This is a genomic window from Bradyrhizobium cytisi (assembly GCF_008123515.1).
Classification (GTDB): domain Bacteria; phylum Pseudomonadota; class Alphaproteobacteria; order Rhizobiales; family Xanthobacteraceae; genus Bradyrhizobium; species Bradyrhizobium cytisi.
The window spans coordinates 1-15754 of sequence record NZ_VSSR01000079.1; the positions used below are offsets into that span (position 1 = coordinate 1).

A 15754-nucleotide genomic window follows, 5' to 3' on the forward strand; every position below is an offset into this window, starting at 1 on the left:
AGCCCGGGCATGACGACCTCCCATGCCGCGCCATTGCTCTTCTGCATCATCATCTCAGTTCCTGATGTCCATGGCGCTGCGCAGGCCGTCCGAAAGCAGGTTGAAGCAGATCGACACCGCGAAGATCATCGCGCCGGGCAATGCCGCAACCCAGGGATTGACGTAGATCGCGGTGCGGAGCGTGTTCAGCATCAGGCCCCATTCCGGCTCCGGCGGTTTTGTACCGAGGCCGAGGAAGGATAAGCCTGCCGCCAAAATCATCGAGACCGAGATCAGGCTGGTGGCATAGACGAAGATCGAGCCCAGCACGTTGCCGAGGATGTGCACGCGCATGATGGTGAAGGGCCCGGCGCCGGAGGCGCGCGCGGCTTCGACGAAATCCATGTTGCGCACGCCGGTGGTGACGCTTTCGGCAACGCGGGTGATCTGCGGCACGAACACGACGGTCAACGACACGATGGAATTGAGAATGCCGGCGCCCAGCGCGCCGGAGATCGCGATCGCCAGCAGCACGGAGGGAAAGGCGTAGAACACATCGATCGTGCGCATGATCGCGGTGTTGAGCTTGCCGCCGACATAGCCGGCGACAAGCCCGAGCGAAGTCCCGATGCCAAAGGCGAGGATGACAGGCAAAATGCCGATCACCAGCGACAGCCGCCCGCCATAGATCAACCGGGCCAGCATGTCGCGGCCGAGCTCGTCGGTGCCGAGCGGATAGCCTGCCGTGCCGATGTGGCGCAGGCGGCGGATCATCGAGCCCTTGTAGGGATCTTCGAGACCAAGCCAGGGCGCAAGGATCGCGGAGACGAAGATCAGCAGCAACACCAGCGCGCAGGCCATGCTGACCTTGTCGCGCAGGATGCGCCGGCCGACCGTCGCCCAATAGCCGCGTGCCTTGGTCGCAGGCGCGGCCTGAAGCGCGGCATCTGCGGTCGCGGACAATGGAAGCTCGCTCATCCCGCTAGCCCCGCTTGATGCGCGGATCGATCGCGGCTTGCGCGATGTCGACCAGCAGGTTGAGGAAGACGAAGAACAGCGCCAGCACCAGGATCGTGCCCTGCAACAGCGGCAGGTCGCGCTGGAAGATCGCGGAGTTGAGCAGAAAGCCCGAGCCCGGCCAGGAGAACACGGTCTCGATCAGGATCGAGCCACCAAGCATGTAGCCAAGCTGAAGTCCCATCACGGCGAGCGCGGTCGGCGCGGCATTCTTGATGACGTGGCGGAACACGCCGGTTTCGTGCAGGCCTTTGGCGCGCAATGCCTCGACGAAATCCTGCGAAAGGATATCGCCGGTGAGCGCGCGCACGGTGCGGGTGACGATGCCCATCGGAATCACCGAGGTCGTGATCGCCGGCAGCACGAGATATTTCAGGTGCGCCCAATCCCAGGCCCAGGAGCTAGAGCCGTTCGGCCCGGCGCCGACCGCGGGCAGCCAGTTCAGCTCCACCGAGAAGATGATGACGAGCACCATGCCGAGCCAGTAATGCGGCACCGAGACGCCGGCGATGGCAAAGGAGGTCGCGAGCTTGTCGATCCAGGTCTCGCGGAAATAGCCGGCGATCAGGCCGAGCAGGATGCCCATGGTGAAGCCGATGATGGCGGCTGCAATCGCAAGCGTGACGGTGTTACCGACCGCGCGCATGACCTCGGCGAGCACGGGGCGGCCCGTCGCAATGGAATTGCCGAGGTCGCCATGCAGCGCGCGCAGCAGCCACAGGCCGAACTGCACCGGCAGCGGCCGGTCAAAACCGTAGGCGGCGCGCAGCTGCGCCGCGAGCTCCTGCGAGGCATCGGCCGGCAGCACCGCGACCAGCGGATCGCCCGGCGTGATATGCACGAGCAAAAAGCACACCAGCGCCACGCTGATGACGATCGGGATGACATAGACGATGCGTCTGGCGATGTAGGCGAGCACGTCGGGTTTACTCAGGTTGGCGCGTAGATGCCGTCATGGCCGGGCTTGTCCCGGCCATCCACGTTCTTCTCTTTAGAAAGACGAAGCAAGAAAGACGTGGATGCCCGGGTCAAGCCCGGGCATGACGGATAGATAGAGTGATCACCTCACGGCGTCATCGAGATCGGCGAGAAGTCGATGAACCAGCTCTTCGGCTGGATCACACCTGTCACTTTCGGGCTCATGGCGCGCGGGCCGACGTCGTGGGCGACGTAGAGGAAGGCTGCATCGTCGACTGAGGCCGCGTGCAGCTCGGCGAGCGCGGCGTCACGCGCGGCTGGATCAAACGTCTGCCGCGCCTTCTTCACCAGCTCGTCGAACTTGGGATTGTTGATAAAGCCCCAATTGTTCGAGACCGGCGGCGCCATGCTCGATTGCAGGAAGCGCACCAGCGCGAAGAACGGGTCCATCGCCGCATAGGTGACGTTGGTCGCGTTCGAGCCATTGGCGCTGGGATCCTTGACACCGCGCCGCCAATTGGAGAACAGCGTATTCCACTCGATGACGTCGAGCTGCACGTCAAAATAGCATTCGGCAAGTGCTTGCTGGAGATATTCGTTCATCGGCAGCGGCTGCATCTGACCCGAGCCGGAGGTCGAGGTCTGGATCTTGACCGCCAGCTTCTTGTTCGGACCGAAGCCTGCCTCCTGCATCAGCTTCTGCGCTGCCGGCTTGTCATACTTGATCTCGAAGGTCGGCTTGCCGCGCCAGGGATGACCGGGCTCGAAGGTGCCGGTCGCCGGCACCATGAGACCCGCAAGCAGCCCGTCCTTGAGGCCTTCACGATCGACGCAGAGGTTGGCGGCCTTGCGGACGCGGATGTCATTCCAGGGCGAGCCCTCGACGCGCGAGAACTGCCACGGCCAGACATGCGGCTGCTCGTTGGCGTAGAGCTTGAAGCCGCGCTGCTTGAGCTCCGGCAGCGCATCCGGCGCCGGTGCCTCGACCCAGTCGACTTGTCCGGAGAGCAACGCCGCAGTGCGCGCATTGGCCTCCGGCATCGGCACGAGCACCATCTTGTCGATCTTGGGCACGCGGGCCTTGTCCCAATAATCCGCGTTTTTCACCAGCTCGAGCCGCTCGCGCGGCGTGAAGCTCGCCATCTTCCACGGGCCGGTGCCTGCGGCGTCCTTGGCAAAGGCAGTCCAGGCGGCCTGCGACTTCGCCTTGGCATCGGCGCCTTCGGCCTTGTCATAGAAGTGCTGCCACTTCGCCGGGCTCGCCATGAACAGGTTGGTGAGGTTGATCGGCAGAAAGCTGTCGGGCTCCTTGGTGGTGAGCTCGACCGTCATGTCGTCGATCTTCCTGGCGGATACGAGCGTCGGCATCCGCGTGGCGGTGGCACCGACCTGGCTCGGATCGAATTGCGGCGCGTCCTGCTTCAGGACCTTGTCGACGTTCCAGACCACCGCGTCGGCGTTGAACGGCGTGCCATCATGGAAGGTGACGCCGGGGCGCAGCTTGAAGGTCCATTTGGTCTTGTCGGCATCGTCGACCTTCCACTCGGTGGCGAGGCCGGGGATCACCACGCTGGCCTTGTCGGCGGAGGAGAGATCCCAGCCCGTGAGCGCGTCATACATGGTGACGCCGGTGAAGCGATTGCCTTCAAAACCCTGATCGGGCTGACCGAGCGTGCGCGGAATATCGCCAGCGGTCATGCCGATGCGCAGCACGGTTTCGGCGCTGGCCGCGCGCGGCCACGCAGCCGCAGTCGTCAGGGCCAGCGCCGCAATCAGCGCTGCGCGGGTGGTGGTCTTGATAAGCATTGCCTCGGTCCTTTTGCGGCTTTCGATGATTAATTTTGATGCAAACGTATGCAATGGCTATGCCAATGGGGAAACTTATTCTGCAAATTGCCCCTGCGACGACAAGTCCTTGTGATCGAGCGGCCATGGAGGCATCGCACTGCCTATTCTGGCATCAAGATTGCACGTTTGGCTCCGAATTCTCCCATGAATTTTCCCTTGGAGCTTTGGGCCATGCGTATCCGATTATCGACTTGTCTCGCCGTGCTTGTGCTGGCGTCATTCGCAATCCCGGCGCGCGCTGAAACGGTGGTGCGCTACGGCATCTCCATGGCGGATATTCCGCTGACAACGGGTCAGCCCGATCGCGGCGCCGGCGCCTATCAGTTCACCGCCTATACGATCTACGATCCGCTGGTTGCGTGGGAAATGGATGTTGCCGACCGTCCCGGCAAGCTGGTGCCGGGACTCGCGACGGAATGGAAGGTCGACGACACCGACAAGACCAAATGGCGCTTCACGCTTCGCAAGGGCGTCAAGTTTCACGACGGCAGCGAATTCAACGCCGATGCGGTGATCTGGAATCTCGACAAGGTGCTCAACGACAAGGCGCCGCAATTCGACAAGCGGCAGAGCGCGCAGGTGAAGACGCGGCTGCCTTCGGTGGCGAGCTACGCCAAGATCGACGATTCCACCGTGGAGATCACCACCAAGAAGGTTGATTCCTTCTTCCCCTATCAGATGCTGTGGTTCCTGGTCTCGAGCCCCGCGCAATACGAGAAGCTCGGCAAGGATTGGGACAAGTTCGCCAGTCAACCCTCCGGCACCGGCCCGTTCAAATTGACAAAACTGGTGCCGCGCGAGCTCGCCGAGCTCAGCAAGAATCCGGACTATTGGAACACGAAGCGCATTCCCAAGGTCGACAAGATCGTGCTGGTGCCGATGCCGGAAGCGCTGACCCGCACCAACGCGCTGCTCGCAGGGCAAGTCGACCTGATTGAGACGCCGGCGCCCGATGCTGTGCCGCAGCTGAAAGCGGCCGGCATGAGGATCGTCGACAACGTCACGCCGCATGTGTGGAATTATCATCTGAGCGTGCTGCCGGGCTCGCCCTGGACCGACATCCGCTTGCGCAAGGCGCTCAACCTCGCGATCAACCGCGATGAGGTCGTCGGCCTGATGAATGGGCTGGCCAAACCCGCCAAGGGCCAGGTCGATCCGTCGAGCCCGTGGTTCGGCAAACCGAGCTTCGACATCAAGTATGATCTCGCGGCCGCCAAGAAGCTGGTCGAGGAGGCCGGCTACTCCAAGGCGAAGCCGCTGAAAGCCACTTTCGTCATCGCGCAGGGCGGCACCGGCCAGATGCTGTCGCTGCCGATGAACGAGTTCCTGCAGCAAAGCTTCAAGGAGATCGGCATCGACATCGACTTCAAGGTGGTCGAGCTCGAGACGCTCTATACGCACTGGCGCAAGGGCGCGGCCGACGAGATCAACGCCGGCATCACCGCCAACAACATCGCCTATGTCACCTCGGACCCGCTCTACGCCATCGTCCGCTTCTTCGCCTCCGACCAGATCGCACCGGTCGGCGTCAACTGGGGCGGCTACAAGAACCCTGAAGTCGACGCGCTGATCAACGAGGCCAAGCAGACCTTCGACACCGCCAAGCAGGACGATCTGATCGCGCAGGCGCACGCCCTGATCGTCGACGATGCCGCGCTGGTCTGGGTCGTCCACGACACCAACCCGCACGCGCTGTCGCCGAAGGTGAAGCAGTTCGTCCAGGCGCAGCACTGGTTCCAGGACCTGACGACGATCGGGGTGGAGTGAGACGGCGCGCGCCTCATGAACGCGGTCGTGTCGGCCTTCGCCGGGACGACCGCCGTGAGCTATTGCGCGCAAACGCCTCAACAGTCTCGTCATTGCGAGCGGAGCGAAGCAATCCAGAATTGCATCCGCGGAGACACTCTGGATTGCTTCGCTCCGCTCGCAATGACGGAGTGTATGGGCGACCACGGAGCCCACACACTCGCAGCCCTACTTCGTCAGCAGCGCAAACGCTCCCGTCCAGCCTTCCGGCGGCGGATCGATCTTGAAATCCTTGATGCGCGCCTCGTACAGCTTGAACAGCTTTTCCAGCGTGTCGGCGTCCTCGCTGCGGCGGCCGCGCTCGATGGCCTCGAGTGCGCCGTGCCAGTCGCGGTTGCGGTAGCAGCCGAGCATCTCGATGGTGATGTTGCGCAGGCGCTGGAACGCGGCCGACTGCATCACGTCCTCGCGGCCGGCGATGGCATAGATCACCTCCGGCTCGCTCTTGCCCTTGACCATGATGAAGTCGAGCTCGAGGATTGCGAACTTGTCCTTGGCGGCGAGCGCCGTGCGGGAGCCGACGATGATCGGAAAGCCGTATTCCTTGGTCTGGCCTTCCAGGCGTGACGCCAGGTTCACGCTGTCGCCGAGTACCGAATAGTTCTTCTTCAGGTCGGAGCCCATGTTGCCGACCACCCCGATGCCGGTGTTGAGACCGATGCCCACGTTGAGCGGGATATAGACGTGGCCGCCCTCGGCGGCTTCTTGCTCGCGCTCCTTGTTGACCACGTCGATCTTCTCGAGCATCTGGATCGCGGCCTCGCAGGCGTTGACCTGGTGCTCGGCATCGTCGAGCGGCGCATTCCAGAATGCCATGATGGCATCGCCCATGTATTTGTCGACGTAACCCTTCTCTTCGATGATCACGTCGGTGAGCGGCGTCAGGAAGCGGTTCATCAGCGTGATCAGGCCCTGCGGATCGTGCTTGTAGCTTTCCGAGATGGAGGTGAAGCCGCGCACGTCGGAAAACATGATCGTCAGCTCGCGCTCCTCGCCGCCGAGCACGACTTTCTCCGGCGATTGCGCGAGCTGCTCGACCAGCACGGGCGACATGTATTGCGCGAATATGCCGCGGATCTGCACGCGCTGCCGCTGCTCGCGCACGAAGCTCGAGAAGATGAACGTCAGGTAGATCGCGGTGGTCGACAGCAGCGGATAGGTGAAATCGATGAGGTAGCGGTATTTCCAGTAGAAGAACCAGGACGTGCCGACCAGGATGGCGGCGAACATCGCGCCCGCGATCACCAGCCGGACGGGGCCGAGATTCGGCGTGAAGATGATGACGAGGATGCCGATGATCAGTGCGGCGAGCAGCTCGACGCCGAGCGCGTAGTTCGGCTGCGAGATGACGGCGCCGCTCAACACGCTTTCGAGCACCTGGGCGTGGATCTCGACACCCGGCATGGTCGAGGATACCGGCGTGGTCTTGATGTCGTTCAGCCCCGCCGCGGAGGTGCCGATCAACACCAGCTTGCCGGCGATCTTGCTCGGCGGCACGGTGTTATCGAGCACATCGGCTGCCGAAACATAGATCGAGGGATCGCGGCGGGCGTAGTGCACCCAGAGCTGTCCGTTCTTGTCGGTCGGGATCTCGACGCCCTTGAGCCGGATGGCGCGGATGCCGGTCTTGTCGGTGCGAACCAGCAGCGTCGGCGTTCCCGTGACGACCCGCAGGATCTCCAGGCTGAGCGAGGGCATGATGTTGCCCTGCGCGCGCATGATCATCGGCACGCGGCGGATAAAGCCGTCGCGCTCGGTCTTGATGGAGAACAGGCCACGACCGGCGGCAACTTTCTCGATGACGGCCACGTTGCGCAGCAGGCCGGGGAATTCGAACAGAAATTTTTCGGCGTTCTCCTCGCCGACCGTCGCCACGCCGATCAAGGGCAGCGTCTTGTCGAGCACGGATCCGACCTCCGGCAGTCCGGTTTCGCCGAGAACGACGCGCGAGCCCTTGATCGCTTCCGAGAGGATCTGGTCGTTGCTCGGCAACTCACGCAGCTTGGTGCGGGTGGCGTCGTCGAGATATCGCATCTGGTTGGCGACAAGTTCCGGATTGAGCCGGTCGGGCTCGGAAAACACCACGTCGAAGCCGATCACCACTGCGCCGTTGCTGGTGAGGTTGACGATCATGTCCGCGATCCGCGTCCGCGACCACGGCCATTGGCCAAACCTGGCGAGGCTCCTGTCGTCGATGTCGACGATGGTGACCGGCCGCACCGTCTTGTGACGGGGATCGACCAGCTGGAACAGGTCGAAGGTGCGCAGCCGCAATTCCTGCACCGGCGGCGGATCCCAGACGCGCAAGCCCGCAAAGACGATCAGCAGCGCAAGGCACACCAGCCGCGCAAAGCCGAACTTTCGCGCGAACCACCGTCGCAGGATTTTGAGACGTTTCATGTCAGTCGAGCTTCCTGCCGCGCATCACGTCTTCAAGGCCGATCATGGGGCCTCGGCGCGCGATTGGCTATTCCCCAGGACGAAGGATTATGGATTTTTTGCCGCGGTCAAGATGTGCGTTCATCGCCCGCAAGCCGGCCGCACGCCGGAGGCGGAACCCGTCAGGTGATATGGAAGATGAAATCGCTGGCCTTGAGTGTCGCGGTCATGCTCTTCAGCAACAGCTGCTCATGCTCGGTGACCGAACTATCGCCCGCGCCGATCTGCTGCTGCCACGCAACCAACGTTTCGCCGTTCTGCTGGGTGATGCTGAGGTTGCCGATGGAGCTGACGCCCGAGAACTGGCGCAGGTCGATCCTGTCCACGCCTTCGATGAAATCGGTGATGGTGTGCGCGTAGTCGGCCACGGGATGCCTCTCGTCGTCATACCCGGCCGAGCCCGGCGCGAAGACGAACTGGTCCTTGCCGCCGCCACCGGACAGCGTGTCGCCGGTCGTCGTCGCGAAGATGACGTCCTTGCCGCTGGTGCCGTTCAGCGTGACGCCATGGCTGGCGTCGCCCTCGTTGAAGATGAAGTTGACGGTGTCGGAGAGACCGGTGGTCTTGTCCGTCACCGTCAGCGTGATCTGGTCGGCGTCCGGCGGCGTTTCGCCGGCACTGTAGGTGACACCGTTCTCGAAGGCCGTATTGATGTCGTCGAGCGTGCCGCAACTCGGTGACAGATCGACACTGCTGCCCGGCGCATGCACGGTGACTGCCGTGACCTTAAACTCGTCCGTCGACGCGCCGGAATCGGAGTCGGTGACCGAGAGATTGGTGATGGTGTCTGTGCCGAGCTCTCGATCATGCGAGACGTAGAAATGGTCGGTGTCGATGACGGGCCCGCCTGCGGGCGCGCCGTCGACCTTGACGGCGACATCGTTGGTGAACGTCTCGGTGTCGCTTAGCGGCCCTGAGAGACCGGTCGCCCGATCGACCACGGTGCCGCTCACATGCAGGCTGAACTCGCCGGCGTAATCGGTTGGCGTCGTCAGGGTCAGCGCGGACGTGCCGAGCGAGGCGATATCCGGCGCACTGACCAGCCAGTGGCCGGCTTCGTCGCCGATTCCGGCCTGCCCGACCGAGAACGTCGTTCCGTCCGGGAAGCCGGACAGGTCGAGCGACATGTGCTCCGACCCGTCGGTATCGATGACGGCGGTGAGGCTCGGAAGAGCGATCGCCGTGCCGTGTTCGCCCTCGAAAGCATTGGAGATCGTGACATTGCTGACGGTCGCGTCGTGCTGGCCGTCGTTGGCCTCACGGTTGGTGATGGTGACGAGATTGCCGGCGGCATAGTCGGTGAAATCGGATGTGTAGGTGCCGACGGTCTGGCCCGTGCCGTGATCGACGATCACGACGGTCTGATGTGAGCCGTCGTCGGTAATGATCGCGTCGTAGACGGTGCCCTGGCTGAGGCTCGCCGAGAGGTTGACGTTCGCGCCCGTGGCGTTGTTGGTGATAATCAGGCCATTGCCCCAGCCGAACATGAAGGACAGACCGTTGGCCGGTGAGCCGTACGTGCCGGTCGTCCCGTCGGTGCCATCGGTGACCGCGACATAGGGACCGACCCCGTCGTCGAGGCTGAAGCTCAGGCTGGCATGCAGCGGCGTGGCGGCCGTCGGGGTAAAGCCGGAGGTCGTCTCCAGGTAGCCGTGATCGTGCAGGACCACGCCATTGGCGGTCGGCGTGACCGACGCATCGTCGTCGGTGCCGGGCACCGACGGCAGCACGACGTTCCAATGGGAGTTGTCAATGCTGATGCCGGTCAGGCTGTCGGCAAGGTAATTCACCGCCAGCGCCTCGAACGCCGGCGGATCGGCGACCGGTGCGACTTCGGTGTTGAGCGTGGCCGCCGTGGTGGACACGCTGGAGCCAACCGCGGCGATGTCGATCGAAACCGGGCTAAGGCCGCTGCTGCCACCATTATACGTGTCGTCCAGCGCATGCACATCGAGACCGCCAGGCACGCCGCTGTAGTTTGCGGCCGGCACGAAACGGATCAGCGCGTCGGTAGCGAGCACAAGGGCGCTGGTGTCGCTGACGCCGGAGATGTCGATCCACTGATTGCTGCCGGCAACTTCGTATTGCCAGACGCCCTGCGATTCGTCGGCGTGGTCGGCGGTAACTGCGACAGCCTTGAGGTTCGCACCGGCATCAGCGTCGTGGAAACCGGTTGTGAAAAGCGCGCCCACGGTGGATCCGGCCGGGGCCACAGCATCCTCGCTGACCGCATCGAGCGTCGCGTTCGAGATCGTCGGCACGTCGTTGGCACCGGTCACGTTCACGGTGAATGTCGCCGTGCCGGTCGCGCCATGCGCGTCCGCGGTCTGGACCGTAAACGTATCGGCATAGGGTCCGGCCGACAGCGCGTTGATCGCGGCCGCGTCGGGGGCGTAGTCGTACGTGCCGTCGGCGTTCACCGTCAGCGAGCCGTAATGGCCCGCCACGGAGCCATGATTGTCGGCGCCGACCGCCGAATAGACCAGCGTCGCCGTTTCACCGTTATCCACATCGGCCCCGGCCAGCGTGCCGGTGAGATCGGAGAAGGTGTCGGTCGCAGCCGTGTCCGTGAGCGCTCCAGCGGTGACGTCGGCCAATGTCGGCGCGTCGTTTGTACCTGTGATGGTGACGGTGACGTCCTGCGAGACGTGCGCGCCGTGATTGTCGGTGAAGGCGACGGTGTAGACCTGAGTGATAGTCTGGCCCTGGGCGAGCGACTGCAGCGTCGGGTCGCTGTCGTCGAGCGAGAAATGCCAACCCAGCGTCGCGCCATTGCTGGCGTCGCTATTCGATTCGGTCACCGACGGATCGATCGTGAAGCTGCCGATATGCGAGTTGCTGTCAAAGTCCGGCAGCGCCGAGCTGAGGGACGACGACTTGAACACCGCCGCCGCAGTGTGCGTATCGATCAGGTCGATGTCCTGGATCGCAAGCGTGCCGTCGATCGACAGCGTCGCGCTCGCATCCTCGGTCACCGCGCCCTTTGCTGCCGCCTCGCTGCTCGTGATGGTCGGCGCGTCGTTGGCGCCGTTGATCGTGACGGTGACGTCCTGCGAGACGTGCGCGCCATGATCGTCCGTGAAGGCGACGGTATAGACCTCGGTGATCGACTGGCCCTGGGCCAGCGATTGCAGCACGGCGCTATTGTTGTTGAGACTAAAGTGCCAGCCCAGCGTCGCGCTGTTGTCGGTGTCGGTGCTGAACTCGGTCACCGAAGAGTCGATCGTGAAAGTGCCGAGCGAAGTACCGTCGCTGAAGCCGGGCAGATGCGCGCTCGATGTCGACGACTTGAACACGGCCTCCGCTGTGTGTGTGTCGATCAGGTCGAGGTCCTGGATCGCAAGCGTGCCGTCGATCGACAGCGTCGCGCTATCATCCTCGGTCACCGCGCCCTCTGCCGCTGCCTCGCCGCTCGTGATCGTCGGCGCGTCGTTGGCGCCGTTGATCGTGACGGTGACGTCCTGCGAGACGTGCGCGCCATGATCGTCCGTGATGGTGACGGTGTAGACCTCGGTGATCGACTGGCCCTGGGCCAGCGATTGCAGCACTGCGCTATTGTCGGCGAGGCTGAAGTGCCAGCCCAGTGTCGCACTGTTGTCGGTGTCGGTGTTGAACTCGGTCACCGCCGAGTCGATCGTGAAGGTGCCGAGCGAGGTACCGTCGCTGAAGCCAGGCAGATGCGCATCCGATGTCGCCGACTTGAACGCTGCCGTTGCCGTATGGGTATCGATCAGGTCGAGGTCCTGGATCGCCAGTGTCCCGCCAACCAGCAGCGTCAACCCCGTATCTTCGGTCACCGCGCCCTTTGCCGCCGCCTCGCTATTCGTAACGGTCGGAACGTCATTGGTGCCTGTGATCGTGACCGTGACGTCTTTGCTGACCGTCGCACCCTGATTGTCGGTGAAGGTGACGGTGTAGACCTGGGTGATAGTCTGCCCTTCGGCCAGCGACTGCAGCACCGGGTCGTTGTCGGCGAGGCTGAAGTGCCAGCCCAGCGTCGCGCCATTGTTGGTGTCGCTGCTGGACTCGGTGACCGACGGGTCGATCGTGAAGGTGCCGATGTTCGTGGTGCCTTCGGTGAAGCCCGGCAGATGCGCGCTCGATGCCGACGACTTGAACACCGCCGCCGCCGTGTGGGTGTCGATCAGGTCCAGGTCCTGGATCGCCAGCGTGCCGCTGGTCGAAAGCGTCGGCGTAGCGGCATCCTCGGTCACCGAGCCCGCCGCGGCCGCAGCATTGCTGGTGATGGTCGGCGTGTCGTTGGTGCCGGTGATGGTGACGGTGACGTCCTGGGTCACCGTCGCACCGTGATTGTCGGTGAAGGTGACGGTGTAGACCTGGGTAATGGTCTCGCCCTGGGCCAGCGACTGCAGCACCGGGTCGTTGTCCGCGAGGCTGAAGTGCCAGCCCAGCGTCGCGCCATTGTTGGTGTCGCTGCTGGACTCGGTCACCGACGGGTCGATCGTGAAGGTGCCGATGTTCGTGGTGCCTTCGGTGAAGCCCGGCAGATGCGCGCTCGATGCCGACGACTTGAACACCGCCGCCGCCGTGTGGGTGTCGATCAGGTCCAGGTCCTGGATCGCCAGCGTGCCGCCGGTCGACAGCGTCGGCGTAGCGGCGTCCTCGGTGACGCCGCCCGTTGCGTCGGCGTTGCTGCTCGTGATGGTGGGAACGTCGTTGGTGCCAGTGATCGTGACCGTGACGTCCTGGGTGACCGTTCCTCCGTGATGATCGTCGACGGTGACGGTGTAAATCTGGGTAATGGTCTGGCCTTCGGCCAGCGACTGCAGCACCGGATCGCTGTCATCGAGCGTAAAGCTCCACCCCAGGGAGCCGACCGTGCTGACACCGGGGCTCTCGCTCACCGCGGTGAGGGCGAACGCGCCGATCTGCGAGGTGCCGTCGCTGAAACCGGGCAGATGCGCGCTTGACGTCGTGGACTTCAGAACGAAACCCGCGGTGTGCGTGTCGGTGAGGTCGGGATCGTTGAAGGTAATGGTGCCGCCCGCCAACAGCGTAGCCGCCGCATCTTCCTTCACCGCACCGGTCACAGTCGTTAATGCGCCGACGATCGTCGGCACGTCGTTGGTGCCCTCGACGCTGACGTCAGCGCCATTGATGGAGACGGTGATCGGCGTGCTGACGACGCCACCGTGCCCGTCATCGACCTGGATCACGTAATTGAGGACCAACGTCTCGCCGTCTGCGAGGAAATCGAAAAGGTGGTCAGTGACGCTGTAGGTCCAGGTGGCCGAGCCGTTATTGGCATTTCCCGCGCCCTGCACCACGCTGAGCGGAACCTCGACGGCAGCGATCGCGGCTTTCTGCTCAGGCGTCAACGTCGCCGTGACATCGTTGCCATGCGCGTCGAGATATTTGAACGGATGGGCGGACGAGAGCGCCGCGCTCACGATCGGCCGATCTGTCAAATCGACGTCGGTGAAGGTGACGGCGCCCGTGATAGTGTCCAGAGCCTCGTTGCCGGTCCCGACCTTCTCGATGACGGTTCCACCAGACGTCGCGATGGTGGGCTTGTCGTTGGTGCCCGTGATCGAAATGGTGATCGGGATAAACGTGGTTTCAGGGTTGACCGAGAAATTGTTGTCGATGCGCACCATGTAGGTCAGCGTCAACGTCTCGCCGTCGGCCAGGAAGTCGAAGACGTGGTCGGGGATCGTGTAGGTCCAGACCGCGGAACCGTTGTTGTTGTTGGCCCCGTCGGCGACAACGCCGATCTGGATTTGCGTCGCTGCGATGTCCTGCTTCTGCAGTGCGGTGAGCGAGCCGGTGACATCCTGCTGGCCGGCGTTCTCGTAAACGAAGTTCGGCGCTTGAGCGAGATTCACCGAAACCGTCGGCCGGTCGCCGAGATTGAGATCGACGAAAGTAATCCGGCCGGACACCGTGTCAGCACCCACGGTGTCGCCGGTTGTGTCTGCGTGATCGGCGGTCGCGTTCGCGTGCTCTTTCAGCGAGAACGATGACGTGACATTGCCGTTGGCATCGAGGCTGCGCGCCTGTGGCGGTCCGGGAAAACGATCGGCCCCCTTGTCCGTCCCGCCTTGCCCAGAGCCGCTACCATTGTTGACCGTGTTGGTGAAGGTCGCGGTCGCTGTCGCACCGGTGTCCGTCTTGATAAATACGATGTTGCCGTTCTGCGTGATGCTGTCGGTGAAGTTCGTGGTCAGCTTGGTGTTGGTGTTGTTGTCCGTGAACTTCAGCGTGAACACGTCCGTGATCAGCTTCTGCACGTCCGGCGACAGCAGCCCGTTGGTGATTGAGACGTTGCCGCCGCTGATCTGGATCATCTGGCCGGCCTGGTTGACCGTCGCGATCGGCAGCAGCGTCAGCTTGTCGAACAGGATGTAGGAGCCGGTGGTGCCGTTCGGCTCGACCAGCACCTGGAAGTTCGCCTGCGGCTGCGGATCGCCGCCGCCCGAGGGAACGACGAAATTGATCTCGGTCAGCACGGCCGTGCCACGGATGCCCATGGTGGCGACCGGCGTGTCGATCTTCATGTCGCCGTGCTTGGCGGTCTCGCCGGCGACGAAGGTGATGGTGCCCGCGACCAGGCTGAGCAGCGAGGAATTGTTCGACCCGTTGGGGTCGTAGACCATCTCGTTCAGCACCATCCGCGCGTTGGAGGACAGGCCGAACACGGTGCCGTCGATGAAGGTGACGCCAAGCGTCGAATCCGAGCCGGTCGAGACCACGTCGCCCTTCTCGACATTGTCGCCGTTGTTCAGGATGACCGAGACGCCGTTGCGGATCGCGGTCGCGCTGCCGGTCAGCTTGGTGACGTGGCCGATGACCTGCGCCGCGGCGGCACCGGGCGCGGCCTGCGCATACTGGACGTGCCCCGTAAGCGCGTTGACGATGTCGCCGGTGAGATGGGCGCCGTCGGGCGAGGCGATCGCCGCGCGCTTGTCGCCCCTGAAATAATCGTGAACAACGAACTCATGGCCATCGTGCGACAGCACGAGATCAACACCCGTGCGCTTGAACTCGCCGTTGAAGATCAGGTTGGGGTCGGGAATGACGACCGCGCCTTCGGGCACGTGGCCATGCCCCGTGGCGGTAAAGGATTTGGCGGTAAAGGAATCGACGTGATGGGAGGCGGGCGAACGGGAACCCTGGCTATCCAAGGAGAGCGCGCCGTCAAATTTGCCAGCGTAATTCAATCGGGCACCGTAAAAAGGGTTAAAATCTAAGTAAGTATCGAGCGCCTAAGCTTGCATAGCATTACCAAGTCCTTAGCGAAACCATCTATTGCTTGTGTGATTTCGCATCACTTGGCTGCCGACGACTATGCCTACGGCGACATCGATGGATAAGACGAAGTATTTTTTCGAATATTTTGAAGTCGAATCCGGCTTATTGCGCACATTTCCAGTCGTCCAAAGTAATCGGTCGTACAGATCCGGCGCCAGATACTTGTGTCATCTTTTCTTCGTGGTGCCCCGCAACATCCTGCGGCAAATACGGAGTTAAATCTGTGATCCAACTAACAGAGCCCGTGAAATAGCGGGTCGTTAGCCATAGGTGCAGAATCGGGCCACCCACAACTTCTGCCTGCAGTTTAATCGATTTCGCGGTAGCGAGGCTCCTCTTAGCCGGCAAATCGTAAAATTTTACGCAAGTTGGGCAGGCCCGGTTCAGCCTGCCCCTTGGTTTTGGCGTCCCGCCCAAGCGCGTTAAGCAGAACAAAACGGCCCAGCTCGCACTATCTCCGCGAAAGCAACAAGCC

General features: G+C 63.0%; 7 protein-coding genes. 2 read left to right on the forward strand and 5 right to left on the reverse strand.

Annotation, left to right across the window (positions count from 1 at the left end; genetic code table 11):
* Positions 1-54: 54 nt before the first annotated feature.
* The 3 genes from FXB38_RS37205 to FXB38_RS37215 form a co-directional block, all read right to left on the reverse strand.
* A complete protein-coding gene (locus FXB38_RS37205) occupies positions 55-957 on the reverse strand; it encodes an ABC transporter permease (RefSeq protein WP_148755904.1) in 903 nt (300 codons plus the stop codon).
* A gap of 4 nt (positions 958-961) precedes the next feature.
* Positions 962-1915: an ABC transporter permease gene (locus tag FXB38_RS37210; protein ID WP_148755905.1), complete on the reverse strand. Its 954-nt coding sequence runs from the start codon at positions 1913-1915 to the stop codon at positions 962-964.
* A gap of 146 nt (positions 1916-2061) precedes the next feature.
* Positions 2062-3720 carry an ABC transporter substrate-binding protein gene (locus FXB38_RS37215; RefSeq protein ID WP_148755906.1) on the reverse strand — a complete coding sequence of 553 codons (1659 nt, stop codon included), beginning with the start codon at positions 3718-3720 and terminating at the stop codon, positions 2062-2064.
* 213 nt (positions 3721-3933) lie between these two features.
* Between FXB38_RS37215 and FXB38_RS37220 the strand changes: the two genes are divergently transcribed.
* The gene (locus FXB38_RS37220; RefSeq protein WP_148755907.1) at positions 3934-5529 is read left to right on the forward strand and encodes an ABC transporter substrate-binding protein; all 1596 of its coding nucleotides are present in this window, start codon (positions 3934-3936) and stop codon (positions 5527-5529) included.
* A 207-nt stretch (positions 5530-5736) separates the two neighbouring features.
* On the opposite strand, the gene FXB38_RS37225 is transcribed toward FXB38_RS37220, so the two are convergent.
* Complete coding sequence (locus FXB38_RS37225) at positions 5737-7968, reverse strand: CHASE2 domain-containing protein (protein WP_148755908.1); 2232 nt, start codon at positions 7966-7968, stop codon at positions 5737-5739.
* On the opposite strand from FXB38_RS37225, the gene FXB38_RS43265 reads away from it, so the two are divergent.
* Complete coding sequence (locus FXB38_RS43265; RefSeq protein WP_187435416.1) at positions 7967-8137, forward strand: hypothetical protein; 171 nt, start codon at positions 7967-7969, stop codon at positions 8135-8137. The two genes, FXB38_RS37225 and FXB38_RS43265, sit on opposite strands and share 2 nt — an antisense overlap.
* Here FXB38_RS43265 and FXB38_RS37230 read toward each other — a convergent pair.
* Complete coding sequence (locus tag FXB38_RS37230; RefSeq protein ID WP_148755909.1) at positions 8130-15188, reverse strand: VCBS domain-containing protein; 7059 nt, start codon at positions 15186-15188, stop codon at positions 8130-8132. The genes FXB38_RS43265 and FXB38_RS37230 overlap by 8 nt on opposite strands.
* Positions 15189-15754: the final 566 nt, after the last annotated feature.